This is a genomic window from Azospirillum brasilense, assembly GCF_008365405.1.
GTDB lineage: Bacteria > Pseudomonadota > Alphaproteobacteria > Azospirillales > Azospirillaceae > Azospirillum > Azospirillum brasilense_D.
Map to the genome: position 1 here is coordinate 38,442 of NZ_QOKV01000029.1, position 23,743 is coordinate 62,184.

Annotated in this window: 20 protein-coding genes and 1 pseudogene; 11 read left to right on the forward strand and 10 right to left on the reverse strand. The window is 63.4% G+C overall.

From position 1 onward, the window contains the following. Nucleotides 1-210 precede the first annotated feature (210 nt). From DS837_RS28300 to DS837_RS28310, 3 genes are all read right to left on the reverse strand, one after another. Nucleotides 211-1,065 (reverse strand): ParB/RepB/Spo0J family partition protein, encoded by an 855-nt coding sequence (locus tag DS837_RS28300; protein WP_170296021.1) that lies wholly within the window; start codon nt 1,063-1,065, stop codon nt 211-213. Further along, nucleotides 1,055-2,095, reverse strand: coding sequence for an AAA family ATPase (locus DS837_RS28305; RefSeq protein WP_149167788.1), 1,041 nt, complete (start codon nt 2,093-2,095; stop codon nt 1,055-1,057). Before DS837_RS28305 ends, DS837_RS28300 begins: the two co-directional genes overlap by 11 nt. A 181-nt stretch (nt 2,096-2,276) precedes the next feature. Next, the gene (locus DS837_RS28310) at nt 2,277-2,993 is read right to left on the reverse strand and encodes a hypothetical protein (RefSeq protein ID WP_149167789.1); all 717 of its coding nucleotides are present in this window, start codon (nt 2,991-2,993) and stop codon (nt 2,277-2,279) included. A 306-nt stretch (nt 2,994-3,299) separates the two neighbouring features. Here DS837_RS28310 and DS837_RS28315 point away from each other — a divergent pair, with 306 nt between their 5' ends. Beyond that, nucleotides 3,300-4,652 (forward strand): hypothetical protein, encoded by a 1,353-nt coding sequence (locus tag DS837_RS28315; protein ID WP_149167790.1) that lies wholly within the window; start codon nt 3,300-3,302, stop codon nt 4,650-4,652. A 268-nt stretch (nt 4,653-4,920) separates the two neighbouring features. On the opposite strand, the gene DS837_RS28320 is transcribed toward DS837_RS28315, so the two are convergent. Both DS837_RS28320 and DS837_RS28325 read right to left on the reverse strand, forming a co-directional pair. Further along, on the reverse strand, nt 4,921-7,092 hold the full coding sequence (locus DS837_RS28320; RefSeq protein WP_149167791.1) for a hypothetical protein: 2,172 nt from the start codon (nt 7,090-7,092) through the stop codon (nt 4,921-4,923). A 2-nt stretch (nt 7,093-7,094) separates the two neighbouring features. Beyond that, nucleotides 7,095-8,075, reverse strand: coding sequence for a hypothetical protein (locus DS837_RS28325; RefSeq protein ID WP_149167792.1), 981 nt, complete (start codon nt 8,073-8,075; stop codon nt 7,095-7,097). Nucleotides 8,076-8,233: 158 nt separating this feature from the next. On the opposite strand from DS837_RS28325, the gene DS837_RS28330 reads away from it, so the two are divergent. Together DS837_RS28330 and DS837_RS28335 are read left to right on the forward strand one after the other, a co-directional pair. Then, nucleotides 8,234-9,109 carry a GIY-YIG nuclease family protein gene (locus DS837_RS28330; protein ID WP_149167793.1) on the forward strand — a complete coding sequence of 292 codons (876 nt, stop codon included), beginning with the start codon at nt 8,234-8,236 and terminating at the stop codon, nt 9,107-9,109. A 985-nt stretch (nt 9,110-10,094) separates the two neighbouring features. Next, entirely contained in the window at nt 10,095-10,511 is a 417-nt protein-coding gene (locus DS837_RS28335) for a hypothetical protein (protein WP_149167794.1), read from the forward strand. A 405-nt stretch (nt 10,512-10,916) separates the two neighbouring features. Here DS837_RS28335 and DS837_RS28340 read toward each other — a convergent pair whose 3' ends face one another. Next, nucleotides 10,917-11,198, reverse strand: a complete 282-nt coding sequence (locus DS837_RS28340) for a hypothetical protein (RefSeq protein WP_211102428.1) — start codon at nt 11,196-11,198, stop codon at nt 10,917-10,919. A gap of 59 nt (nt 11,199-11,257) precedes the next feature. Between DS837_RS28340 and DS837_RS28345 the strand changes: the two genes are divergently transcribed. Further along, on the forward strand, nt 11,258-12,604 hold the full coding sequence (locus tag DS837_RS28345; RefSeq protein WP_149167795.1) for an IS701 family transposase: 1,347 nt from the start codon (nt 11,258-11,260) through the stop codon (nt 12,602-12,604). 720 nt (nt 12,605-13,324) lie between these two features. Continuing rightward, a complete protein-coding gene (locus tag DS837_RS28350; protein ID WP_149167796.1) occupies nt 13,325-14,416 on the forward strand; it encodes an IS1595 family transposase in 1,092 nt (363 codons plus the stop codon). On the opposite strand, the gene DS837_RS28355 is transcribed toward DS837_RS28350, so the two are convergent. Beyond that, nucleotides 14,338-15,960, reverse strand: coding sequence for a sigma-70 family RNA polymerase sigma factor (locus DS837_RS28355; protein WP_149167797.1), 1,623 nt, complete (start codon nt 15,958-15,960; stop codon nt 14,338-14,340). The two genes, DS837_RS28350 and DS837_RS28355, sit on opposite strands and share 79 nt — an antisense overlap. Nucleotides 15,961-16,079: 119 nt before the next feature. After that, nucleotides 16,080-16,415: a hypothetical protein gene (locus DS837_RS28360; protein ID WP_149167798.1), complete on the reverse strand. Its 336-nt coding sequence runs from the start codon at nt 16,413-16,415 to the stop codon at nt 16,080-16,082. A gap of 153 nt (nt 16,416-16,568) precedes the next feature. Here DS837_RS28360 and DS837_RS28365 point away from each other — a divergent pair, with 153 nt between their 5' ends. The 3 genes from DS837_RS28365 (at nt 16,569) to DS837_RS28375 (ending at nt 20,867) form a co-directional block, all read left to right on the forward strand. Then, a complete protein-coding gene (locus tag DS837_RS28365; RefSeq protein WP_149167799.1) occupies nt 16,569-16,835 on the forward strand; it encodes a hypothetical protein in 267 nt (88 codons plus the stop codon). A gap of 202 nt (nt 16,836-17,037) precedes the next feature. Next, on the forward strand, nt 17,038-17,280 hold the full coding sequence (locus tag DS837_RS28370; RefSeq protein WP_149167800.1) for a hypothetical protein: 243 nt from the start codon (nt 17,038-17,040) through the stop codon (nt 17,278-17,280). A gap of 215 nt (nt 17,281-17,495) precedes the next feature. Beyond that, a complete protein-coding gene (locus DS837_RS28375) occupies nt 17,496-20,867 on the forward strand; it encodes a CHC2 zinc finger domain-containing protein (protein ID WP_149167801.1) in 3,372 nt (1,123 codons plus the stop codon). An 847-nt stretch (nt 20,868-21,714) separates the two neighbouring features. Here DS837_RS28375 and DS837_RS28380 read toward each other — a convergent pair. Beyond that, on the reverse strand, nt 21,715-21,939 hold the full coding sequence (locus tag DS837_RS28380; protein ID WP_149167802.1) for a hypothetical protein: 225 nt from the start codon (nt 21,937-21,939) through the stop codon (nt 21,715-21,717). Nucleotides 21,940-22,182: 243 nt separating this feature from the next. Here DS837_RS28380 and DS837_RS28385 point away from each other — a divergent pair, with 243 nt between their 5' ends. The 3 genes from DS837_RS28385 to DS837_RS32245 are packed head-to-tail and all read left to right on the forward strand — an operon-like array spanning nt 22,183 to nt 23,465. Further along, entirely contained in the window at nt 22,183-22,395 is a 213-nt protein-coding gene (locus tag DS837_RS28385) for a hypothetical protein (protein WP_149167803.1), read from the forward strand. A 36-nt stretch (nt 22,396-22,431) separates the two neighbouring features. Next, on the forward strand, nt 22,432-23,070 hold the full coding sequence (locus DS837_RS28390; protein WP_149167804.1) for a hypothetical protein: 639 nt from the start codon (nt 22,432-22,434) through the stop codon (nt 23,068-23,070). Beyond that, complete coding sequence (locus DS837_RS32245) at nt 23,067-23,465, forward strand: hypothetical protein (RefSeq protein WP_170296022.1); 399 nt, start codon at nt 23,067-23,069, stop codon at nt 23,463-23,465. The genes DS837_RS28390 and DS837_RS32245 overlap by 4 nt, the downstream gene beginning before the upstream one ends. Nucleotides 23,466-23,496: 31 nt before the next feature. Here the strand turns inward: DS837_RS32245 and DS837_RS28395 are convergent. Beyond that, nucleotides 23,497-23,628: pseudogene (locus DS837_RS28395) on the reverse strand (ATP-binding protein); the annotation flags it as partial. Nucleotides 23,629-23,743 lie beyond the last annotated feature (115 nt).

The following is a 23,743-nucleotide window of genomic DNA, read 5'->3' on the forward strand; positions in this document are numbered from 1 at the left end:
GTGAGCGGCATGCCTGAGGACGATCTCCGTTCGATGGGAGAAAAAGAAGCCCCGGCAGCCAGATGGCGCCGGGGCGAGGCTCTCTCTTCGAGGCTGGATCACGTCGATTGACGCTGAATGTCATGTGCGCACTGATTTGGTACGGCTGGGCAGTTGAATATTTTCAACTGCCCAGCCCGGCTTCACGAGCAGCGGCCCAATTGAAAATTTTCAATCGACCGACTCTGCCTGGAGCAGGGCGTCGATGCGGTCACGCATTTCCCGCAAGGTGGTTCGGTCCTCGTCCTCAAGGGTGATTGGCTCATCGGGCAGATCCTTAAGCACCTTGCTGAAAGCCCGGAAGCTCTTGATAAATTTCTCCGACGACGACGCCTTTCCCCCCTGCCCTGTGGTCTTACGTGCCTCACGGATCATCGTGGAACTCAGGCCGTCCTTGGCCATGGCCCAGAGCTTCAGCGCGGTTGCCTCGTCCTGAGCTTCGGCAATGGCAACCATCTGAGCGCGCGACACTCGCTGACGGAAATCCGGAAACTCCTGCAGCACCGTGTTCGGCAAACGGAGGATCTTCAGCGATCTGGTGATCTCAGACTCGTGGGTGCCAAGCATTGCGGCAACCTCGTCCTGCTGCATCCCGTGTTCGTCGAGCAGCTTGGCGATGGCGGTCGCCTCCTCGACGACGTCAAGATCCTCGCGCACGAGGTTCTCGATCAGCGCTTCGGCGGCCTCATCCGGCTGTTCCGCGCGAACAATCGCGGTGATGGTCGGCAACCCTGCAATCTGGCAAGCACGCCAACGGCGTTCTCCGGCGATCAGCTGGAACTGGTCGGGCTTGGCCTGCCAGACGGTGATGGGCTGGATGAGCCCCTTGGCGGCGATCGACTTGGCGAGGCCCTCAAGAGCCTTCTCTTCGAACACCCGCCGCGGCTGATGCGGGTTTGGTACGATCTGATCGACCGAGACCTCGCGGAGCTTCTTTCCGCTCTCCTCGACCCGCTTTTGCTCAGCGGCACGGGCTGACGCGCGCGCGATCATAGACGTGTTGCCCTGTGGCCGGTTACGCGACATTGGCAGTCTCCTTACCCTGCTTAGCCGCCTCAAGCAGCGCTTCCATGACTTCCTCGAACGCCTCAGCACCCGGCGCGTTGGGATCGAGCTTAAGGGCCGGCTGGCCAGCATTGACTCCCTCGACGTAGATCACCGCGTTTTTGATTGGCGGGAACATGTGCAAACCATTGTCCGCAGCGACGCCAGCGAGGTCCTGCATGCGTGCCTTGTCTTGGCTGCGACGCTGGTCGTAGCGGGTAGGCAGAATGCCCAGGATCGACAGATCGGGGTTGACCGTCTGCTGAACTTCTTCGACGGACTCTAGGATCGCGGGGATGCCCATGATGGAGAGCATCTCCGGGTTTGACGGAATCAGCACTTGGTTCGCGGCGTTCAGCGCAGAGATGGTGATCTTCCCGAGATGTGGAGGGCAATCCAGCAAAATTACGTCGTACCGGTCACGGACTGCTCCAAGAACGGTGTTCAGGCGCAGCTCCCCGTTGGTCATCGCGCCGATCTCGGTGTCCGCTTTGGCGAGCGAAATGCCGGACGGGACAAGGTCAATCAGCCCGTCGCACGTGGTGACGATAGATTCAAGGATCGGCTTTTTACGGAACAGAACGTGGAAGAGCGTCTTGCCTTCGATCTCCAAGTCCGGCGGGTACATGCCGAGGTGAATCGTGGCCGAGCCCTGGGCGTCGCAGTCCACCACCAGCACCTTCTTCTTCGCCTTATGCGAGAGGAGGTAGGCAAGATTTACAACGGAGCCAGTTTTCTGGACTCCCCCCTTCTGGTTGATGACGACCAAAATCGTCGCAGGGCCAGTTGAGGCGGTTGGAATGCCGGTGGGGACGGTCGCCGAACTCTCGCGCAGCAGCGCCGCCACGTCGTCCGGGATGCGGTCAACACCGTTTTCCCACTTCGAGACCTTGGCGCGATCATAGGAGCGCTTGGTCTGCTCGTTGAGCAGCTTCGCTAGTCCATCCTGGCTGAGCTTGCGGGTCGTGCGGAGAGTCTTAAGCTCCTCGCCGGTCATGGTCCTCTCGGTCACGATGCCTCCTCTTCTGACGCTGCGACGCGGCCAAGGCTACGCATCATAGGAGGCATCGTCAACCACTACTCAACATCATGTTGGTGGTCTGTTGGTGGTGCCGGCATCGTCACTTGAAAATTTTCAATTGGAGAACCTGTGTCGGTGACGGGGGCTTTACGCGCGCCCAGCTTGAGAATTTTCAAGCAGCCACGAACTCCCGCATCCGCGTGGCGACCTGCTCTGTCTCGGCCGCCGGCTGACGCTTGACCGAGGGCCAGGCGCCCGCCCGACCGCCGACGTCGATAATCCGGTCCAGCGCATTGCGGCAGTCGGCTACTGCCGCACCGTCGTGATCGGTCGTGGCACAGTGAAGGTTCCATTGCACGCATGCGAGCCGAGTTTCCCAGGCTTCCTGATCGCGGTCGCTGAGGACCCGCGAGAGGCCCGTCAGGGGCGCCTTGCGGACCGTCTCAATGCTCGGCCGCCGACGGTTGACCTCGGTCAAGATCTCCGCAGCTTTGTTTTTGACCCGCGTGTGCGTCTCGGGGCCCTGCGCGAGCTTCGGCTTTCCAGCGCGCGAGAACTCCTTGGCGAACGCGATGCCGTCGATGTCGCGCAGCTTGCCCGCGGTGGACAAAGCATGGGCCGCCCAGAACTCCAGGGCGACCCGCTGGCCCTTGTCGCCCAGAGATCGGACAATTTCGTTGACCTTCGCCTGGACCGCCTCGATGGTCGGCCGCGGTCCCTTGGGTGCGCCGGCCTCGACCCATTTCCGGTCGGCCACCCGCATCTCAAGCCGGGTCAGCAGCCCCTTGTCGAACAGCGCCTTGCGCGAAATCCAGTCGATCACCACCGCAGCGGCGCGGTCGATCTGAGGGGCAGCGGCGGAGCGGGTAGGGGCGGCGGACATCTTCATGGTGACCTCGGGATTGGATGCCACGAGTATCACCTGCGCGCGCATGCCTGGGCATAGGGCCGGGCGTGACCGTCCCGGTCTGGCTGACGAGAACCTGAAATGGACAAAGGTGATGGAGGGTCTGGACGTCATCCGGCAGAGCGATTGACGCGTGCCTTGTTTCTGCCCCGCCCCCGTATGATCTCCAGGCGCCGCTCCGCCTTGCATCAGGCCGCTGGCCGCTCTAGGTTGGTCCTGAGATCATACTTCGGCTTTTCGGGAAAAATTGTGCTCATCAAGTCGCCGCCAAAACCGCGCGCCATTTGGATGGCGACGATCCTGGATGTCGATCTCAACGAGCGCCTGGTTGCCGAGGTTACCCGCCGCCGGCTGGCCTCACCGAATCTGCCGCCAGAGGAACGCACCTCGCGCAGCAAGGACCTCCCGACAAAGGGCGTTACCGCAGTCGTGCACGATGCCGTCAAGGCCGCCGAGGAAGCGGGCCTCACCCCGCCGCCCCTTGAAGCCCCCTTCCGGCCGACCGGGCGAAGGGAAGGGAAAGCGGTGAATTTCGCCCCCATCGAGCGCTACGTCGATCTACCCCAAGGCCGCCTCGCGTCGTGGATCCGGCTGGCGCTGGACAAATTTCTTCCCCCCGCCGACGCCCCTGCGCCGGTCGCCGCGGCCGACCTGGTGCTGGTCACCCTGTCGTTGCCCACCGAGGACCTGGAGTGGTGTCAGCGTGAGGCTAACCGTCTGGGGACCACCCGCCAGGAGATCGTGGCCAAGGCCGCCCTGGGCTACTTGGAGCAGCCGCCGACGGCGCAGGACCTGCTGCGCCTGCGGGACACCCTGCGAGCCAAGGGAGCCGACGGCCGGAAAGACTTGGCACGCACAAGCGCGAAGATCCCATACGACATCCACCGGTCCGTTGAGGGGGTCGCGGCACGGCGGCGCGCCGCGAAGGAGCCCGGCGGGGAAATTACCACGGTCTACCGGGAGGCCGTCCGGCTTGCCGTCGAACGCGCCCTCGGATACTGGCTCGACGTGGAGCCGAAGCCGGTGATCGAGGAGACGGTCGCCCCCACCCAGTCGGACGAGGTGCCGATCCAGGCCGCCCATGAAGACGCCGGCGGCGCGTCCGACAGCGAGGCAGGGGAGGACCCCGACGGCAGCAGCGCGGAGAACGTCGTCATCGATGTTGGCGCTCTCGATTTGTCGGCTTATGAGGACCTGGACGACCTGTCCGACGAGGCTAACAATAAGGCGGAGGGAGGACCCCTCCCGGACGTCAAGGACATCAGCATCGACGTGGGCGCCCTTGGGGACTTGGAGGGCCTTGAAGACCCCGAGGACCACCCGGCGGCGCCCGCCACCGAGGCCGCCGTGGAGGGCGAGGAATTCACCTGGTCACCCAAGGACCTGTCAGCGCTCGGCATCGATGGCGCGGATCTGATCGTGGCCGCCCCGGAGGAGGGGGTGTCCAGTTGGACGCCAGAGCAGCTGCTGGCGCTCGGGTTGGACCCTGAGATCGTGCAGGAGGCCGCCCTTGGGGGTGGGAAAAAAGGTCCTGCAGAGGGGGTTGGGGACCCCACTGGCAACGGCTCCACGGCCGCCCCTGATGTCGAAAAAACGGCCCGCCCGAGGGTGCGTATCCCCGCCGGTGGCCGTCGTTTTTGATGGCTTCGGGGACGCCACCGGACAATGACTTGTCCGCGTTACCGTCCACGCCCCTCCAAGTTAAACCTTTTCAATTCCCGGAAAACGGCCTGGGACGCCAAAGGCCAGCCTCCAAGCGGCTTACGAGGGCCCTCGGAGGCCAACCTGCTAAACTGAAAAGGTTACGCGGGAAGCCAGGGAAATTCAGGTTTTCCGAAAAACAGAACACCTCCAGTGGTTGTGGAGGCTGTCCTGCTGCGGTAAAAATCAGCCCCGGAAATTGGCAAGGTTACGTGAACCGTCCTTTTTCCCGAATTTTCCGAAAGCCGCCGGCGCATGTTTTTGTCTTACATTTTCCTACGACGCGCGACGGTCGCGGAGAAAAATTTGCCGCTGAGCCCCCCTCGCGTGACCCCGGAAAAGCAGAACGCCGGGAGCGGTCAGCTCCCGGCGTTCTGTGCGCGGGCTGGAGCCCGTTATTCGCCGCCGGCGGCCTCCCGGCCTCCCGCCGGGCCCGGTACGCCTGCAGCAAGTTCCGCGAGGACTGCTGCTTCTGTACGGCCATGCGGCGGCCCCTCTCGTGAGCCTGGTGTAGGGCCGCCTGGATTTCCTCGGCGCGATCCTGCTCCAGGTCGATCTTGCTGTACAGGTCCGGGCGGCGCTCCCGGTCCCTGTGCCACTTCAACAGCTCGCCCGCAGCGCGGTTGCGGTTGCCGACGTAGTCCTCCCACTCGTCACGGCTGACAAGGTTGGACGGCTTGCGGCCGATGGTTTCGCGCGACTGCTCGTAGTTCCAACAGGCCTGTTCGACCTTGCCCTGCCGGTCGTAGCGCTCGGCCAGATCCTTCATGTGGCGAGCCATTTCGGCGGTCGAGCCATACTGCGCGTGGTCCTTGTCGATCACACCTAGGCGGTCGGCGTGGTCCACCATCTGGTCGAGCTTGTTGGCGTGGCGCGGGTCGTTGGCGATCCGCTCGATCTCCTTCGCCGTGTCACGCAGGCTGGTCAGCTTTTCCTGACGCTGCTGGTGACGCTCCTCGGGCGAGCTGTGCGCCATGCCAGTCTGCAGCGAATATTCGTATTGGTGAATATCCACGCGGGTCTGCGGGCCGGCCTCAAGACGCCTGAGGTCGTCGGGGATATGCGGGTTGAATTCCGCCGGCCGGACGACGTTGCTCGTGCCTCGGCGCGGGTCCTGGCTGCGCTGCGGATCGTTGTCCCTGCGCGGATCTTGCTGACCCATGCGCGGGTCCTGCCGGTCGCGCTCCATGTCCTGCTGACGGCGCTGCTCGGGCTCTCCGCGACGATGCTCCTGATCGCGCGGCGTTCCCATATCGTCCCGCCGGAAGGCATCACGCTCCGGCTGATCCCGACGCATGCCGGTGCCACTCTGGTCCTGGCGGCCCTGGTTGATCGAGCGAGGCTGGTCGTTTGCCGGACGAGACGGCTGACCGCCACTGTAGAGGCTCAGCGCCTCTTTGATGTCCTGATAGCGCGTGACGACCATTTCCCGATGGCGCTGTTCGGCCAATTCCTCGCTCGACGACATGGGATTGCCGCTGTTGCGGCGCTCCACGCTCTGCTGGCGATATTGGCAGATGTATTCCTCCGCCAAGCGCTGCTCAGCCCCGAGGGTACGCAGGTGCTCGGCCCGCTGCGCAGGACCGCCGTTTTGCAGGCGCTGCAAATCCTCAAGCTGCATGCGGCCGGCGGCCTCCTGGTTGACGCCGCGCATGGCAGCGCCCCAGTGCGCCGCCGCCTCACGGCCAGAGCCGCCGCGCTGGAACTGGTCCACCGCGCCGCGCGCCTTGAGGCTGGAGACCTCGGCGTTGACCCCAGGGGTTCCTCGATTGTTGCTCAGCGCCGGACCACCGGCGCCGACCTTGGGAGATCCACTCATCAGATTTTCCTCCGTTTCTTCATCGGGGCCGGGCCGGCAGGCGTCGGCGTGGGAATGGCAGGATTGGGGGCGGCTTTGGGCGCCTGGACAGCGGTCTTTCCGAGAGCGACCGTCGGGGCCGAAAGGGCAGGGATGTCCACCCTCGCGGCCGTCGATAAAGCCGATGCTCAGTGGCCGGAAACGCGGCCCCTGCACCTTGGCGATGGAGAGCGCGCGGCGGCGCGCGGCCGCGAAAAGGCTCACCCGCAGGGCCTCGCCAGCGAGACGCTCCTGGTCGATCTGCAGCGATGCATCCTCGACAGGCTCCATGTCCTGCATGGACACCCGGATCGTCGCCTCGTCCTCGCCGGGCCGAAGCCGAATTTTCGGCGCTTTGCCGAGTTCGACGCTCACGTTTTCCGGCAGATCAATCTGGTCCATATCCGCCAGGGGACGTGACCCACCAACCTCAAGGATCGTCGGCGCGTCAGCTATCCCGCCCGGCACCTTGCGTCCGCCGATCTGACGGTGGGCTAGGTCGCCGAACTTGGCGTACATGCTGTGGCGCTTGATTTTGGCCATAATCAGCCCTCCTTGACCGCGGCGCGGCTGACCTTGAGCTTGTGGCCGGTGCCGACCTCCGACACGAGCGGGTCGTGCTGCTCCAGGAGGCCGTTGATCTCGTTGCGCTTGAGATACGCGCTGACGCTGGTGCCGGGCGGGATCAGGCCCTTCTCGATGAGGCTCTGCCCGATTTTCCAATAGCGATGCGCCAAGCCGTTGGCCCTCGGGATGCGAACGATCGTCGAGCCGCCCGCCTCGCGCGCCAATTCGGCCAGAAAATGGGCCCAGGGCAGGTCAATGGCCGTGACGTGGTAGCGCTCAGGCTGGCCGTATTTGCCATTGTGGGTTTTTGCTGTGCGGGTCACCAGCTCCAGCGCCTGACGCTCCTCGGCCACGCTCACCTGGACGCCGCGCTGCAGTTCGACGGGCCGAAATCCGGTGAGCAGCTGGACCGCGATGCCGGCGCGATAGACCGAATCCTCGTCCACCTCGGCCCAGATGAGGCCGGACCGGACGTGGTCCTGGGATTTCAGGACCTTTTTCGCGCCGCCGGCCGGCCGCTCATTGCGGCGCCGATAAGCCTTCCACCCCTGGCCCTGGATGCGCTTGATGGTCACCGACGGGTCGCGCGGCGGATAAGCGCGGAGCCAGTCGATGCTCTCCCTCATCAGGTACAGCGAGCCAATCTTCAGTTCATCATCGCCCGCCGCGACGGCCTCATCGTACAGCTGGAGGGCATTGCGCAGCTGGATGCCGTGGCCGAACGTCACCGAATTTCGGTAGTGCTGGCGATTTTTGCGGGTGCTCGTGTCATCGGGCGACTTGTCGTTTGGCGCCGCGGTCATCGGTCGGCCCTGCCGGTCCTTCGGCGTGCCGCGCATGTGCTCCAGGGTTGCGAGGTACAGTTTGGCGACCTTGGCCTGGACGTGCCGCTCGGGCAGCGTCCCGGCCAGGGCGCGCGCCTCGGGTAGGATGAGTCTGGCGATGAGGTCGATGTCCACGGCCGTAATCCTGGTTTCCGGAATTCCTCCTCATCATCTGCGCACGCGCGAGGGGACGCCAGGCGACCTGGCGGGACCGTCCCCGGTGCAGAGGGCATTCCAAGCGAACGAATCCCCCGTTAGGATCGCCGTATCCCCTCTCCGGCAATGCGATACCGATGAACCTCACTTATTTACTCACCGCAGAGGCAATCGATCCTGAGCAGACAATCGTTTTGCGGCACCGCCCCAAAGAGCCAGCTCTGGCGAAGGTTCTTCCTTGGCTCGCGGAGGAGCGGCCGGACCTTTTTGAGGTGTTCCAGTCCGCCCAAGGACAGCAGCTTGAAAAGGCGATGAGCAAGGCTCGCTACATCGCGTCTTTCGTCGCGCATGGTCCGGGGAGGGCGCTGTTCGTCGGGATGTACGAGTTGACCGGGTCCACATCGATACCGATGCAGACCTTTTGGGATTGGCCGGGGAACGCTGAGCTGCGCGCTTTCGGGATGCAGGGTCCAAGCGAGGACGATCCTCGCACAGAGATCCTGATGTTCCAGCAGCAGCATCTCGACAGCTACGCGCACTGGAAGGGCAAGCTCATCATCGACTGGCCACCGCCGGAGCGCTCCTGGTGGCGGCGAGCCCACCAGAACGAAATGCCAGTGCACGCCATCCTGGAGGACAGCGCCCTGGAACGCGGGATGCCACACTGGACGGAGCTTGTGTTGTCCTGGGACGAGCTGAACGTGTTGCCGCGCCGATGGCGCGAAACGCTCTCCCAGTGGCGGGGAATCTACTTCATCCGCGACCGGTCGGACGGCAAAGCGTATGTCGGCTCGGCAGCGGGGGCGGATAACCTGTTTGGCCGTTGGAAAAACTACGCTGAGACCGGCCACGGTGGAAATAAACTGCTGCGGAAGCGAGACCCGCAGAACTTCGTGTTCTCCGTCCTGCAGCGGACATCTCCCGACATGACAATCGAGGAGATTGTTCAACTGGAGGCCGGCTGGAAGGTCAGGCTGGGCACTCACGCCCTCGACGGGCTCAACGACAACTGATCCAGGTGACCCGCCGGACGCACAAAGCGTCCGGCACTGTGTTTTCCCAATCCCCCACTTTCCGGCATCCCGTATGTCTGCGGCGTCGAGTTCGACCAGAGGCAAAGGCCCCGTCTGCCCCAGGCCAAAGGCCCCAGTTCGACCAGGGGCAAAAACCCCGTCCACCCCAGGCCAGCAGCCCCCATAGTCCCGCCAATCCCACCGTCCTCCCGACCGACCAGCAGTCAGGCTGGCCACCGGCCAGGCTATCCCCCGGCAGCCCCGCCGGCAGGCGCCAAGGATCGCCATCCCCCAAGCGGTAAGGCTCTCCGTACCGGCAACGTACCGTCATTCCACCGTCAAAAAACCGTACAAAACTGTTTTGCAGCAGTGGTTTACCGGTAAAATAAGGTATCGTACCGTACGATAATTTATTCTACCAGTACGATACCATCACCGTACCGGTAGGCTGACGGTACGGTGATGTTTGCCACCAGCACCGCCGATCCGCTGCCGACGGCTGGTTCCCCCGACCATGTTGGGTTCGACCGCCCTGGCCAACCGGGCAGTCCGCAGGCGACGCCCCAGGCATGCCTAGTCAACCGTCCGGTTCCCTGTCGCACGCCGCCTGACGGCATCGCACACCGTCTGACGGCGTATGTTTTTGTACGACGGAAAAACGAACGACCATGACCATGCCTGCCATGGCGGACCGGTCCGCCCACCCGTCGGGCACATCCGGTTACCATGTCGGTTACATGAAAAACCCAGGATTCCCAACGGGTGTAACCGATTCCTCTCTTGTAACTGTAGATCTGTAGAGTCGTAGGAGTCTAATTTCCGGATTTCTGGAATCCCTCTTATGGCTCTCGGGAAATATTTTTCTGTATGGGTCTCTGGGGACCGGTTACCCGGTTACTCGGTTACCGGCGGACCGTTTCCGGCGGTTTTTCGCGATGCCCGACGTTGTGCGCAGATGATCTCCAAACCCCTGGAGGCTCTCATCATGACCATGACCGACGCGAACCCGAACGACATCGTGATTTCCGGCAACCTGGCTGCTCGCCTGACGGCCCTGAGCCAGCACCTCGACATGCCGAGTGCCCACGAGACGCTGGAGCTTATCCTGCGCTCGGCCGAGGCTCGCCACATCGCCGTGCCTGCCGAGCCGGCTCGCGGTGACCTGGCGGCGCGCATGGACGCCCTGGAGGCCGAAAACCGCAAGCGCCTGGAGTACCTGGATCGCGACTTCCGCTGGCTCGCGGAAGGCGTCCGCACCGCGTTCAGCTCGATGCGCAGCTCGATCGACAGCCTGCAGAACTCGACCAACGTCACCGCGCTGGAGCTGCGGACCTTCCGGGGTGAGTTTGACGCGTTCCTGTCTGGCGTCGAGGCTGGCCTCGGCGACGACCCGCAGGGCTGAACGCCCCGCCGGACTTTCCGTCGTACAAAATCTCACGACATACGACGCAAAAGACCCCGTGCTGCGGCGAGCAGCACGGGGTCTTGCTTTGTGGGGGAAGGGAGGGCCCTTGGCGCGCTGCGCCGCCGGCTGAACGTGAGGCCCCCGTCACGCGTACCGACCCAGTGCTGCGGTCAGCTGCACAGGGTCTCGCAACGGAGTGGATGAGGTCCACCGGCAGCGCCGTGGCGCAACCGGTCAACCCTGACGTCCGTCAGGCCACCAGGCACAGCAAGACCCCGTGCTGCGGCGAGCAGCACGGGGTCTTGGTTTGAAGAAGAGGGGAGGGCAGGCCGCACGCCGCGGCGGCGCCGGGAAGCCCTGAGAAACCCTGAGCTCGACTTTGGCCAATTTCGGAGCGGAGGGTCAGGCGTGGCTCCAGAAGCCCGGCTCGTTGGCGATGTAGTCGAGGGCGCAATCGAGCGCCATGGTCGCGATCCCGAAAGGCCCTGAGGCTCCCCAGCGCTCGCCGTTCCACCAGAGCACCTGGACCGTGTCGCCGTCACCGGTTGGGCGCAACCGCGCGACGGGAGCGCGGGTACGCTTGCTGAGGAGTGTGTAGCCGCGCGCCACCTTGCACACGATGACGCCGCTCCCGCGCGCTTGGTTGAACCCCTCGATGCGCTTCAGCATGGCATCCGCGTTCATCGTGACCCTCCCGCTCCGACCGGGTTGCCCGATGGTAGCAACCAGCGGGAGCCGCGGTCATGTCAGCCGTTCCACATAGCCTCGAACGCTGGATGGCGCCGTTCGCGGGGCTGTTCACCCGGCCGACGTGGCGGCATGTCCTGGTGCTGGTCGCGGGGGCGCTCCTCACCCCGGGGCGGCGCACGGTGACCGCCGCGTTGAGCATCATGGGACGACGGGAGGACGGCGGCTTCGCCACGTTCCATCGCGTGCTTAATCGGAACCGCTGGTCGAGCCGTGCCGTCGCTCAGCAGCTCTTCACCCTGCTGGTCGCCACCTTCGTGCCGCAGGGGCCCGTGGTCATTGGTATCGACGAGACGATCGAGCGCCGCTGGGGGCCAAAGATCAAGGCGCGCGGCATCTACCGCGACCCGGTGCGCTCCAGCCACGGCCACTTCGTCACGGCCAGCGGCTTGCGCTGGATGGTGGTCATGCTGCTGGTGCCGATCCCCTGGGCGGGACGGGTCTGGGCGCTGCCGTTCCTGAGCGCCCTGGCGCCTTTGGAGCGGTTCGCCCGGGAGACCGGACGCCGCCATAAGACGCTGACCGACTGGGCGCGCCAACTCCTGCTCCAGGTCCGGCGCTGGTCGCCCGACCGTCCCGTCATCGCGGTGGCCGACAGCAGCTACGCGGCCATCGAGTTGCTGCGCGATCTGGGTCCCCATCTCACCGTCATCACGCGCTTGCGCCTGGATGCCCGACTGTTCGAACCGGCTCCGCCACGGCCTCCGGGCACGATGGGGCGGCCCCGGGTGTCGGGAGCCCGCTTGCCCTCTCTGGCGCAGCGCGTGGACGACCCCACCACCGCCTGGCAGCACGTCCGGGTCAGCGGCTGGTACGGCGGTGGGGAGCGCCAGTTGGACATCACCTCCGGTACGGCGTTATGGTATCACCCCGGCAAACAGGTTCCGATCCGCTGGGTTCTGGTGCGCGATCCGCATGGTGCCTTCGAGCCGCAAGGCTTCCTGTGCACCGACCGACAAGCCGAGCCGCTCGCCGTGCTGCGCTGGTTTGTTCGACGTTGGGCGGTCGAGGTGACCTTCGCCGAGATCCGCCGTCACTTGGGCGTCGAAACCCAACGGCAATGGTCGGACCCGGCGATCGCCCGCACCACCCCGGCGTTGCTCGGGCTGTTCTCCCTGGTCACGCTGTGGGCCAACGAGATCACGGCGGTGGCGGTCATCCGACCACGTGCCGCGCGATGGTATGCCAAGGCCGAACCAACCTTCAGTGACGCCCTGGCCGCGGTTCGCTTCCGGCTCTGGAGCGAGACGACTTTCTCATTATCAGCGCTGGGCGGCGACGGCTCAAAACTCCCCGGCACTGTGCTCAACCGCCTCATCCAGGCCGCTTGCTTTCCAGCGTGAATGAGCAAAGTCGAGCTGAGAAACGCCCGAGAAACGTCAGGCCGCCAGGCGCAGCGCCTGTGGCGAACGGGAAAGACCGAGCGACGGGCGTACAGTCGCCTGCAGCGCCGTCGGTGGACGGGAGCCGCCACCACCGGCAAGCCCTGACCGGAATGGAGAGCGCTTGGCCATTGCCTTCGGCTGCCGGGGGACCGTGTCCTCGCGGAGGCCCGCCGTCGAAACCACCGCCAGACCAGAGGCCGATCGCCGGGGCGCCCCAAGCCCTGTCGGGAACTGCCGGGGGACGATGCCTGCGGGCCGGCCGGACGTCGTCAATGGCTGACCAGGGGCAGAGGCATCCGGGCGGACGAACAGAAGAACCTCGGACCTTCGGATGGCTGCGCCATCGGTGAACCCGCCGCCGGCGGAAACCAGGGGAACCGGATCCGAAGCCACCGTCGTCCGGAGGGGCGTCGGGGAACGGGTGGCGCCGCCACCGGAGTGAACCGCGGGCGGATGCCCGTCGAGGGGAACTGAGGGCCGCTGGCCGGTGAGGTGAACCGCGGGCCGCAGACTTTCCGGCGGCCGGAAAGTGGTCGCGCTGGGAAAACACAGTGCCGACATTGGGGTCACTCCACAGAAAGGACAAAAATATACGCCGCCATTATCAACCAAACACAGTAAGACATAGCTTTTCCAGAGTTTACGTGCGACTCTCAGCCATCAAGCGCGGAGGGGACGATGGGATCGGTGCTGGAGGATCTGGCGGCCATTCGGACCGTGGCGGAGATGACCGAAGCGTTCCGAGACGAGGCGCGGTGCCGCCGGCTGGTTGAGGCGATGGTGTGGCCGAACGGACGGCTCTGTCCGGCCTGCGGCTCACGGCGCTCGATCACTCTGGCGGGGCGCGACACGGGACGACGGTCCCGGCCCGGACTCTATCAGTGCTGCAATCCGGATTGCCGCTTCCAGTTCACCGTGACGACGCGAACCCCGTTGCATGGAACGAAGCTGCCGTTGCGGACCTGGCTCATGGGGCTGTGGTTCATCCTGCAATCGGACAAGGGCATCTCGTCCATCCGTCTGGCCGAAGCACTCGGCGTCAGCCAGCCGACGGCATGGCGGATGGGCCACGTCCTGCGGCTTCTGGTGTTGCGCGACCATCCGCTGGGCGGGACGGTGGAGATTGACGAGTTCCATTTCGGCGCCAAGCCGCGCCGTGACCCCAACCCTCCCAAACTGGGTCGAGGACGCAAGGGCCATCCCCGCACGACGAAAACTCCAGCGCTTGCGGTCGTCCAGCGGCCAAGCAGCCGGGAACCGGGAACACCGGCGGGCGAAGCCCGTGCCGCGGTGGTCGCCGACCTGTCGCTCGACGAGGCCGAGCGGGTGCTCGAAGCCGCTGTCGATCCCGACGCGCACTTGATGAGCGACGAATGGAAGGCGTTTGTCGCCATCGGCAGCGCATTCGGTGCGCACGACACAGTCCGCCATTCTCAGCGCGAGTATGTTCGCGGCAGCGTGCATGCCAACTCGGCCGAGGGCTTCAACGATCGTGTCCGGCGCACGATCGCCGGTGTCTTCCATCACATCAGCCCCGACCACGCCGACCTGTATTTTGGCGAGATCGGTTTCCGCTGGTCCCAGCGCACGGTGGCGGGTCAGGCCCAGCGCCGGACCCGCAAAGGACGCACGGTGATCCAAACCCTCTGGTCCCGTGTTCCCCCAGCCCTCCAGCTTCTAGCCGTCTTTCGCTACGCTGTCGGGCGCCAACTTCGGCGGACCAAGGACGGCGGGATCAGCATCCGCTCCGCCGTAGCTGTCTTTGGTTGATAATGGCGGCGTATAATTTCGTCCGTTCTATGGAGTGACCCCGACATTGTTTCAGCCATCGGCGCCGGCCTGGAGGCCGCGCCTGGATCGACACGAGGTGCTTCACCGTCAGTCTGACGGTACGAAACCTTATCGTACGGTTTCCCACCGTCACCATACAGTTTTTCACCGTCGGCGGCCGGATCAGTCCTGCGCGAATACGCAGTGGTCGCGCCAGCCACCAGTTCGGTCGTCGGAGCGGCGCCCGACTTTTTGTACGACGAAATATGACGCTGCATGACGCTGTCTGTCAGCGTGAGATGCTGTCCGACATCCCGGGCGACACCGTTGCCGACCTGGCGCGGAACCATGAGGATCGGGGTGGCGGGAAGGGCAGGGACCCGACGTCCGGAATTCTTCGACGCGAGGTGCTGTGCGACCATCGCACGGGCCGAGCCGAAGGACAGCTCGTCGGCCAGGGCCAGCCTGCGCAGAGCGACGGCACACAGATCGGCGAGCGAGGTCTCCTGGGTGACCGGAGTGGCTTCGGCAGCCGTGACCACCGGGGTGACGATCTCAGCGGTGTCGCTGGCCACGACGGAGGTTTCACTGATCACGACGGCGGTCTCGACAGTCACGGCTTCTTCAGCCGCCGGATCGACGACCACAGTCTCAACGGCCACCGGCTCAACGGCCACCGGCTCAACGGCGATGACCACCGGAGCCTCGACGACCTTGGCGACGACCTCGGCCTTCGGCGCAGCCGACTTGCCGCCGGACAGGATGAATGCGGCCACCTTCTTGGCCACGGCGTCGTTGATCTCCTTGACCATTTCGGTGCGAATACGGAAGCGCTCCGACAGCGCCTTCCAGCTGATCTCGGGCTTCGAGAGATTGCGCCCCCGATAGATCTCGCGCTCCATCTCAGAGAGGGAGGCCAGGGCACGATCCAGCAGAGCGAGACGGCGGTTCAGCTCGCATCTTTCGATCATGTCGTCCTCGTCCTCGCCGCTCGACATCATGTCGCCGATCGTCGCGTCGCTGTCCGCGCCCACCTTTTTATCGAGGAAGGTGTCGCGAATACGCGAGCGGTACAGCTCGCGTTGATCAACTTTGTCCAGCTCAAGGGCTGCGGCGATCTCGCCGATCACCGCGTCGAGATCGTCCTCCAGGCGCTCGCGGCTGTACGTAGCCAGCATGCGATAAGCGGCGCGCGCCTGCCGGCCGCCATGGAAGACCATGGAGCGATTTTTGATGACGTACTCGACTATCGCCCGGTTGACCGACTGAGTGGCGGCTGTGGAGAGACGCGCTTTGCGCGCGAGATCGAAGCGGTCCACGGCCTTGGCCACCTCGATCACGCCTTCGTTCAGCAGTTCGTCGAAGGGGATTCCGGACCAGCGCGCGATGTTCGCGGCGGTTTTGGCGACCAGGGGCAGATGGGACTCCACCAAGCGGTCTCTCGCGCGCTTGCTGCCAGCCTGGGCGCGCTCGATCAGATCGCGCTCCTCGGCGGCGGTCAGGAATTTTTGAGCGGCGATAAACGCGGAGAGGCTGTGGTCCATTTTTTCGATCCGCCAATTTTGAGAGGGTTTTTTGTATTTTCCCTCGGTGATATATCGGCGAAATCGAAAGTGTCAACTCTTAAATGATCGCAGAACTCTAATTATTTAATCCGAATTAGCTAGCCGATAGCAGCCACCAAGTGGGTTGCGCCGACGGAACGTCCGGCGGACGCCAAGACAACCCAATTTCGGGCGAACAAACGAGCCCCGGGCGGACGAGCGCGCATGCCGCGGTGGTGCATCATCAGGTGCTCGATGAACGTGTCTATTTCGACGACACACTGGCCGGGAATTTCGGTTTCCAGTTTCAGTTCCTCGAAGGTTTGGGTGACATCCATGCCGAGGACTGGGATGTCGTCGGTCATTTCCGACCGGTCCGCCTCGACGGGCGTCAACTCGCCACCCTCCAGGCGCGCGGCAAAAATCTTCAGGCAGGTGTTCGGCGGGAAAATCACGACTGGAATCCTTTGGCGGGACCGTCCCGATCGGTAATCGACCGGTTTCTCGGCGGCGCACCTACCATATGCGCGCGACATCGAACGTCGGACGGGTCGAGCCAGCGACCGTCACTGCGCGCATATGAATAGACAACGGAGGAGGACAGCCCCATGACCGACAACTCAGTGATCACCGTCATGGAAATGATGATCGACGTCGTCGGTGCGGCGCACCTGCGCGACGAGATCCGCAACGAAATTGGGGTCATGCAGGCGGAAATCCACGCCGTGATGTGGCTGAACGACGGTTCCGGGGAAGAAATCCAGTGGATGTCAGAGCTGCGTGAGCGCATCGGTCGGCTGCAGTGGCGACTCCTGGAGGAGGACCCGCTCGGTGACTTGGCTCCGGCCAACATCGTGATATTAAATCGCAGCTAAACGATTAGTAATACAGAATAGATGTAGAAGAATTTTCTTGAGAACTGGTGAAATATTTGAGAAATTGAGGTTGCCATCGGCCGTTTGCGCCGATATATGATCGACGTAGCGCAATGGCCTTTACCGCCACAACCACCCTCCAGTGAGCGCCATGGAGCAAATCCCTAGTATCCTAGTTTGGCACGACCCTGACCACCTGCCGATGCGGCAGGTCGCAAAGCAGGAGGGTGTCTCGATCACGACGGTGTGGCGCTGGGTGAACGCAATGCCGGAAATGGGTGTCCGCGTGGAACTGCCGCACGGCCCCGTGATCCTGCTGAAGCGCAAGCTTCTCGAAAAGTTTCTGGCCGAACGCGCAACCCGCCTCGCCAGGAAAAAAGTGATGCAGAGAATGAAGCAGGGGGCACTGCAGGAAATTCGTGAGGTGCTGGCTGCGGCCGAATAAGCCGCGTTGGCCAGAAAAGGTTTGAGGCCCGTTTTGCCCTCGATCTGCAAGCTGGCGCAAAACCAACCGGACAGACGGAAAACCAAACGAGCCTCGGTATCGCAACCTGAATATACTCTGGCTTCCGTCAAACGTCAACGGTCGGTAACGCGTTAGCAGCGGTTTTGTGGGTGGTCGGCCTCGGGAATTAATAAACTCATAGTCCGAGGCCTATAATGATGACGAAATCGACTGGTTCGCGTGATAAGCCCCCCCGCGAGAAGATTAGCCTGGATCAGCTGAAGGCGACCCTGTCCCTAGAGGACGAGGTCCGGCGCGCCGGCGTTCGTCTCATGCGGGCCTCGGGAGCATTGAAGGGGGTCTGTCCGTTCCACGACGACCGCACCGCGAGTTTCTACGTCTACCCCGACGAACACGCCCACTGTTTTGGTTGTGGGTTTCACGGCGACGTGCTCGACTTCATGGCGCGCAACGAGAACCTCGAACTGTCTGAGGTGATCGGCCGCGAGATGCGTATCTACCAGGGACTCGACCCGGCTGCCCGCCCGACGGCGGTCGTGAAGACGAAGCAAGAGCGCAACGCTCAGCGTGAGCAACCTGGCACCCCGCGTATTCCGGCGCCAGAAGGATTCAGTGCGCTGTTCCGGCCGAATCAGCAGCCGGACAACCAGGGGCGCGTCTGGACCAACGAGATCCTGAACCCGAACAATGTTGACAAGCCGATCAGCCGGCTGCCGGTGGACATGTGCCACGAATACCGGCTGGCCAACGGCGATCTCTATGGCTACGTCGTGCGCACCCCGCGTTCCGGCAAGGATGGGAAGAAGATCACCCCCGCGGTCATGTGGCTGGACGGGGTGACGATGCCGAACGGCACCACGAAGGACGGCTGGTGCTACACGTCCTTTCCGTACCCCCGCCCGATCTACGGCCTCTACGCGCTCGGAGAGCATGCCAAGGACGGCGGCCAGAAGCGCGTCATCGTCGTCGAGGGCGAGAAATGCGTTGATAAGTCGCTCAATCTTCTGCGCGATATGGACTGGGCCGTCGTTTCCTGGTGTGGCGGCACGTCCGTGCCTCACCGCACCGACTGGTCGCCGTTGGCCGGCTGGGATGTAGTGCTGTGGCCCGATGCCGATGAGAGCGGCGCCGGCGCCATGGCCGAACTGGCTCACCTCATCCAGCAGGCCGGGGCTGCGAATGTCATGGTCGTTCCGCCGCCGGCCGCGGCGCCGAAAAAATGGGACATCGCCGACGCCGTCGAACCGAAGTCTGATGCCCCCGATGGCTGGCGCACGCCGTGGGATTCCGAGCGCCTCGCGCAGCACCTGGAGACGGCGATCCCGGCTCAGACCTACCTGGAGATGAACGGCCTGGCTCAGCCGCCGGACGTCGAGGACGAGCATGTCGTGGAGGGCGAGACGGCTGAGGAGGCCATGGGAAATGGTCAGACCGAGCCTCGGCCGATTGACACTGTGGAGGGCCCTTACGAGCTTTCGGTTGCCAACGTCTTGGAGATGACGTCCCAGGACGAGGGCACCCCGTTCCTTCCGCAGGTGTTGGAGTGGGCGGCCGACCTGGAGGAGCGTGACGAGCCAGAATTCGCTCGGCTGCAAGCTGGGCTGCGCCGCCGTGGCGTGTCCATGCGTCAGTGGAAGCGCACGCTGCAGCGGGTGAAGCAGGAAAAGGCGCAGCGAGCCCACGGTGTTGTCCTACCGGTCAATGACGACGGTACCAACGAAGGTCGTCAGGCCCTCATTGACGGAATGGATGTCGCCTTCAGCCCGTTGGGTCACAACAACGGCATTTATTATTACTTGACGACCCTGACCAACGAGGTTGTCGCGCTCCGCTCCAACCAACACAAGGACACCGACCTGTACCGCATCGCTCCGCTGGAGTTCTGGGCGGCGGCCTTTCCCAAGGGGAACGACCGGCTCTCCGTCAATTGGAGTGCCGCGGCGAACCATTTGATGCAGCGGTGTCATGAGATCGGTAACTACATGGCGGACGGCAACGGTCGTGGTCGTGGCGTTCACAAGGAGAAGGGAAAGCTGGTCGTCCATTTCGGACGGTTCCTGGCCATCAACGACAAGGGCACTTGGACGACCTGTCTGCCGGCGGAAGCCCGGAAGCACGGGCTGGAAAAGCAGTACCTGGTTTCCCCCGCGATTTGGGGAACGGCAGGCATGAAGCCCGAGGAGTGGCTTGCTCTCGACCCCATCGATGACGCGGAGTGGAACGAGAGCTGGAAGATCCTCGACGAGTTCCCGTTCGGCCACAACGACAAGGAAGGCAAGCTAGACCGGGCCCTCTACAAGGGGTACGCCATCACGGCTCCTCTCTGCGGTGTCACGAAACACCGTGCTGCGATTGCTGTCGAGGGTCCGTCTGGGGCCGGCAAGAGCACGGTGCAAAAATTCAAGATGGCGCTGATGGGTGGCAGCGTCATCCATGCTGGTGCGGGCACCACGTCCCCCGGCATCCTGCAGGCCATCCAATACGACGCTTTGCCTCTCTGTATGGACGAGGCGGAATCCAAGGAGGAGACTGCTCACGCGCGTATCAAAAGGATCCTCAGTGAGGTTTTTCGTCCCGCGAGCGATGGTGGAGCCGGACGACTGATCGCAAACCGGAATCCAAACGGATCCGAACCAGGCGCGGCCGCGCCTAGCAACCCGCGGACCGCCGGCTCCCTCTACGCCATCCGTATGGATGCTCTGATTGACGTGGCCGACGTCAATCGTGTCACCAAGCTGTATCTCCGGGCCAAAGACGCGTCGAAAATGACAAAGGACGAAGCCTGGGAATACAGTGCCAAAGGTATGGAGTTGATCGGAGACCGGCTCGAACACCTGAACAGCCCGCTGCGACTCGCCCGCTGGATGAAGCGGGTGATCGAGACCTTCCCGTTGATCGATCACAACTATGCCATGCTTCGCAACGCCATCTACGCCGAGTTCCGCATCTTCCGCTGCGCCGACCAGTTTGCCACTCTCCTCGGGGGGCACGAAGCAATCCACGGCCGCAAACTCGACAAGGAGTCCGCGTTCGCGCTCATCGAGGAATACAACCTTGAGCGCTTCATTGCTGAGGTCAGGTCGCCAAAAGCACTCGCGCAGCAGATCCTCTCGACGATCCTCTGCCACCAGGAGCGGGTCGAGTGTGGCAACAACATCGGCACGGTCACGCGGGATGTTTACGAGTTGATCTTGGCCGCGGCGGGCCAGGGTGGGAGGAACGATCCGATCACGGATGAGATCGCGAGAGACCATTTGCGCCGCATCGGCATCATCGTGAATGGAACTACGATGTTCCTGGCGACCAATCATCCAAAACTTAAGCCCATTCTGGATCGTGCGAAGCTCGGCGGCGAGATGAAGGAAATGTCACGCCTCATGGTCGAGGCGTTCGGGGACGAGGGCGTTTCGAAGCATGGAGCCCTTCGGTTCGGCGGCCACACCGCAAAATCCATCGCCTTCCCGCTGAAATTCCTCATGGAAAACATGACCACCATCGAGCGCGATGAGGACGACGGCGAGCAGGCCAACGACAACGAGATGACCCCGAACCCCAAGGCCGCCTGACGGCAACCACCATGATCGGAAGTCCATGCAAGAGGGACGGCGCCAGCCGTCCCTCTTGTCGTTTCTGCGCCCCGACCCGCAACCGCAACCGCAACTCTGATGGTTGCGGTTGCGGTCTGCACCTCCAGAAGATCGACGCACCAAACCACCCAGCATCGCTTAAAGCCGCGATATTCCTGGGTATTCTGACCGTGGTGGTGTTCCCAACAGCGGTCCGAGATGTCCATCTCTCAGCGACAGGCGCAACCAGAATCCAGGAAACGCAACCGCTGCAACGATGCCGGTTGCGCCTTGGTTGCGCCTACAAAAGGCTTACGAGTCAACGTTTTAAGGCCGATTTCGAGGGCAACCGCAACCGCATCCACAACATGACCTCCCCCTAAGAGCCAAATTCGATTTCCCAGTGACGTGTATTGGATGATGGCTCTCACAACTCACCGGGAAATTAAATTCGCTTTATAGAGATCACCATGGTTTTCCGGTTGCACGGTTGCGGTTGCCCATTTCCGTCCTTCTCTCTTCTCTATAATACCCTGATAATAAAGGAGAAAAGAAGAAGAAGAAGAGAGGCGCAACCGAGACCGCAACCAAGGCGCAACCGACCGGAAATCCGGTTGCGCCTTCCCAGATCCCGAATTTCAAACCGGCATCCCCGGTTTCCGAACCATCCAGGCAAATCCTCGCACCCACTGATCCAAGACTCTTCCGGCAAACCGGGCGCGGACGGGGCGTGGGCACGCCCAAACGCAGCAGGCCGCCCGTAGGCGGCCTGCTGCGTTGTGTCGTCGATATGGTGGTGATCAGGGTGTTGGGAGGAGGTTGAGGTTCACCTCGGCCGTCCGCGCGGTCAATCGTCGTCGAAGCAGGCGAAACCCTCGGGGACGCCGGCGATCACGCCATCGACGAAACCCAGCTCGTATGCCGCGCGCCAATCGGCATGCAGGCGTCTCGGCACGCCGGCCGGAACCGTCACGTCCTGGGGAAGGATTGTCTCCCGGTAGCCTTGCGCCGCCGCAGCCATCAGCTTCTCCAGGTCGGCAACATGGTCAAGCATCTGGTGCGTGATTCGCATCGCAATCCCCCATCAACGCCGGTTACGCCATGACACCGTATCGTACCGTGCTGTAAGCGAAAAATACAAAAATTTCGTTTAGCTCTGATTTCATCGCGTTTTCCGAGGGAGGTGGGGAGCGCACGAACAGTTCTTCTGAACGGTACGCATATGAAGTTTTGAGGAAACGCCGACGCGGCAGAAAGCTGCGCAGAACGACTTGGGTGAAAATATAATGCGCAATACTTTTTTGGCCGCCGCGGCGTGCCTGACCATCTCATGCTCGGCCCTGGCGAGGAGGCTTCCCAGCAGCAGGTATCCGGTGCGGCCTACATCGAGGCCGCCAAACAGGTCGAACCCATGACGGCAACCGTAGCGCACGCCTGGACGCGCCTCACGGCGCTCGAAGCCGACAACCGCAAGAACACGCTCAAACGCGCGCATATGCAGCGTATCAAGCGCAAGCGCACCGCCTGATCCACCCGCAATCACGCAATCAGATAAGAGGGCCCCATGACCGATTACACCGCCATCGTTTCTGACAGCCTGCTTCTGGAGCGCACCCCCGCCGATACCTCTCTTGCCTGCCGCTCGCATGAGGCGGCCCTGCTGGTGATCGACGAGAACGGCACGGTGTCGATCAAGACCCGCACTTATGTCGGCGGTGACGGCACGCCTGCGAACGAGTGGCACCGGCGGACCCTGACCTATCACCTTGCCGACGCGCAGAACGGCGCTCGCGCGCTGGACATCGACCATCTCAAGACGGACCTGGCCGACGGCGGCCGTCTGTCGATCCTGATCGACTGCATTCGGGCCGGGCACTCGGTTGAGTGGGACGGCAGCAACCACGTCGGCCGTTTGACCGAAGACGCGCAGGACGCCGAGCGCGAGCTGCGCGATCTGATCAACGACGATGCCTACACCTCGACCGTCGAGGTGTGGGATGCGGGAGCTTGGCTCATCGGCGACAACTCGGACCAGGATGTCCTGCGTGAGCTGAAGCTGACCACCACCGCCACCGACGCTGACATCGCCGCCGTGGTAGACGCCCAGAAGGGCGAGATCAAGCGGCAGGGCATCGTCGTTGCCGGCGACCTTGAGAACGTGATCCGTGAGGTGATCGAGCGCGTCCGGGAGGACGAGGCGTGACGACGCTTCGCGAGCTGCGGCGACGTGCCGGCCTGAACCAGGCCGGTCTCGCCTATTTCGCTTCCGAGCGCGGCGAGGCTGGTCAGCCCTGGATCAGCGACATTGAGCGCAGCAGCAAGGACACCAGCCGGCCGACCCTGGCGATCTACGCCCTGCTGTCCCTGCTGACGCCCGAGCAGATCGAGGAGGCCAAGGCGATCATCGATGAGGTCGAACGAGGTTTTGCCAGCCAACTGCGAGAGCGAATGAACAACAAGGCCCCGCAACGCTCGGCTGCGTATTTCGGCGAATTCGCCCAGGCGTTTCGGTTGAAAGCGCCCACCATTTCGGCGAAACCGCCCACCCGAATTGAAAGCTGGTGGGTGCCGGGGCCGAACCCTGGATTTACGTTATGAAGGTTGTGGGTTTGGTTGCCAAGCACCGGCCTTAGGTGTCGGGGGTTTCGCTGGCGGCATCGGCCTTGGTGCGACGCATGGAGTCGCCATGCAGGTCGATGCGGTAGGCCCGGTGCACGAGGCGATCGAGGATGGCGTCGGCGTAGGTGGCATCCCCGATCATCACAGACTGCCGCTGACGCGGAGCGGCTGATCACTGACGTCGTGATCACCAGTCGGCGGCATTCCCTTTACGGCCAACGGCTTCAGGTCGCCCCGGAGGCATCCAGCCGCGGTCC

Bases quoted from the DNA above. Each gene is read 5' to 3' on its own strand.
- DS837_RS28350 (WP_149167796.1), top strand. From the start codon at position 13,325: ATGGGATCGGTGCTGGAGGATCTGGCGGCCATTCGGACCGTGGCGGAG.
- DS837_RS28330 (WP_149167793.1), top strand. From the start codon at position 8,234: ATGAACCTCACTTATTTACTCACCGCAGAGGCAATCGATCCTGAGCAG.
- DS837_RS28355 (WP_149167797.1), bottom strand. From the start codon at position 15,960: ATGGACCACAGCCTCTCCGCGTTTATCGCCGCTCAAAAATTCCTGACC.
- DS837_RS28315 (WP_149167790.1), top strand. From the start codon at position 3,300: ATGGCGACGATCCTGGATGTCGATCTCAACGAGCGCCTGGTTGCCGAG.
- DS837_RS28300 (WP_170296021.1), bottom strand. From the start codon at position 1,065: ATGTCGCGTAACCGGCCACAGGGCAACACGTCTATGATCGCGCGCGCG.
- DS837_RS28335 (WP_149167794.1), top strand. From the start codon at position 10,095: ATGACCATGACCGACGCGAACCCGAACGACATCGTGATTTCCGGCAAC.
- DS837_RS28365 (WP_149167799.1), top strand. From the start codon at position 16,569: ATGACCGACAACTCAGTGATCACCGTCATGGAAATGATGATCGACGTC.
- DS837_RS28390 (WP_149167804.1), top strand. From the start codon at position 22,432: ATGACCGATTACACCGCCATCGTTTCTGACAGCCTGCTTCTGGAGCGC.
- DS837_RS28320 (WP_149167791.1), bottom strand. From the start codon at position 7,092: ATGGCCAAAATCAAGCGCCACAGCATGTACGCCAAGTTCGGCGACCTA.
- DS837_RS28345 (WP_149167795.1), top strand. From the start codon at position 11,258: ATGTCAGCCGTTCCACATAGCCTCGAACGCTGGATGGCGCCGTTCGCG.
- DS837_RS28380 (WP_149167802.1), bottom strand. From the start codon at position 21,939: ATGCGAATCACGCACCAGATGCTTGACCATGTTGCCGACCTGGAGAAG.
- DS837_RS28310 (WP_149167789.1), bottom strand. From the start codon at position 2,993: ATGAAGATGTCCGCCGCCCCTACCCGCTCCGCCGCTGCCCCTCAGATC.
- DS837_RS28375 (WP_149167801.1), top strand. From the start codon at position 17,496: ATGATGACGAAATCGACTGGTTCGCGTGATAAGCCCCCCCGCGAGAAG.
- DS837_RS28340 (WP_211102428.1), bottom strand. From the start codon at position 11,198: ATGAACGCGGATGCCATGCTGAAGCGCATCGAGGGGTTCAACCAAGCG.
- DS837_RS28370 (WP_149167800.1), top strand. From the start codon at position 17,038: ATGCGGCAGGTCGCAAAGCAGGAGGGTGTCTCGATCACGACGGTGTGG.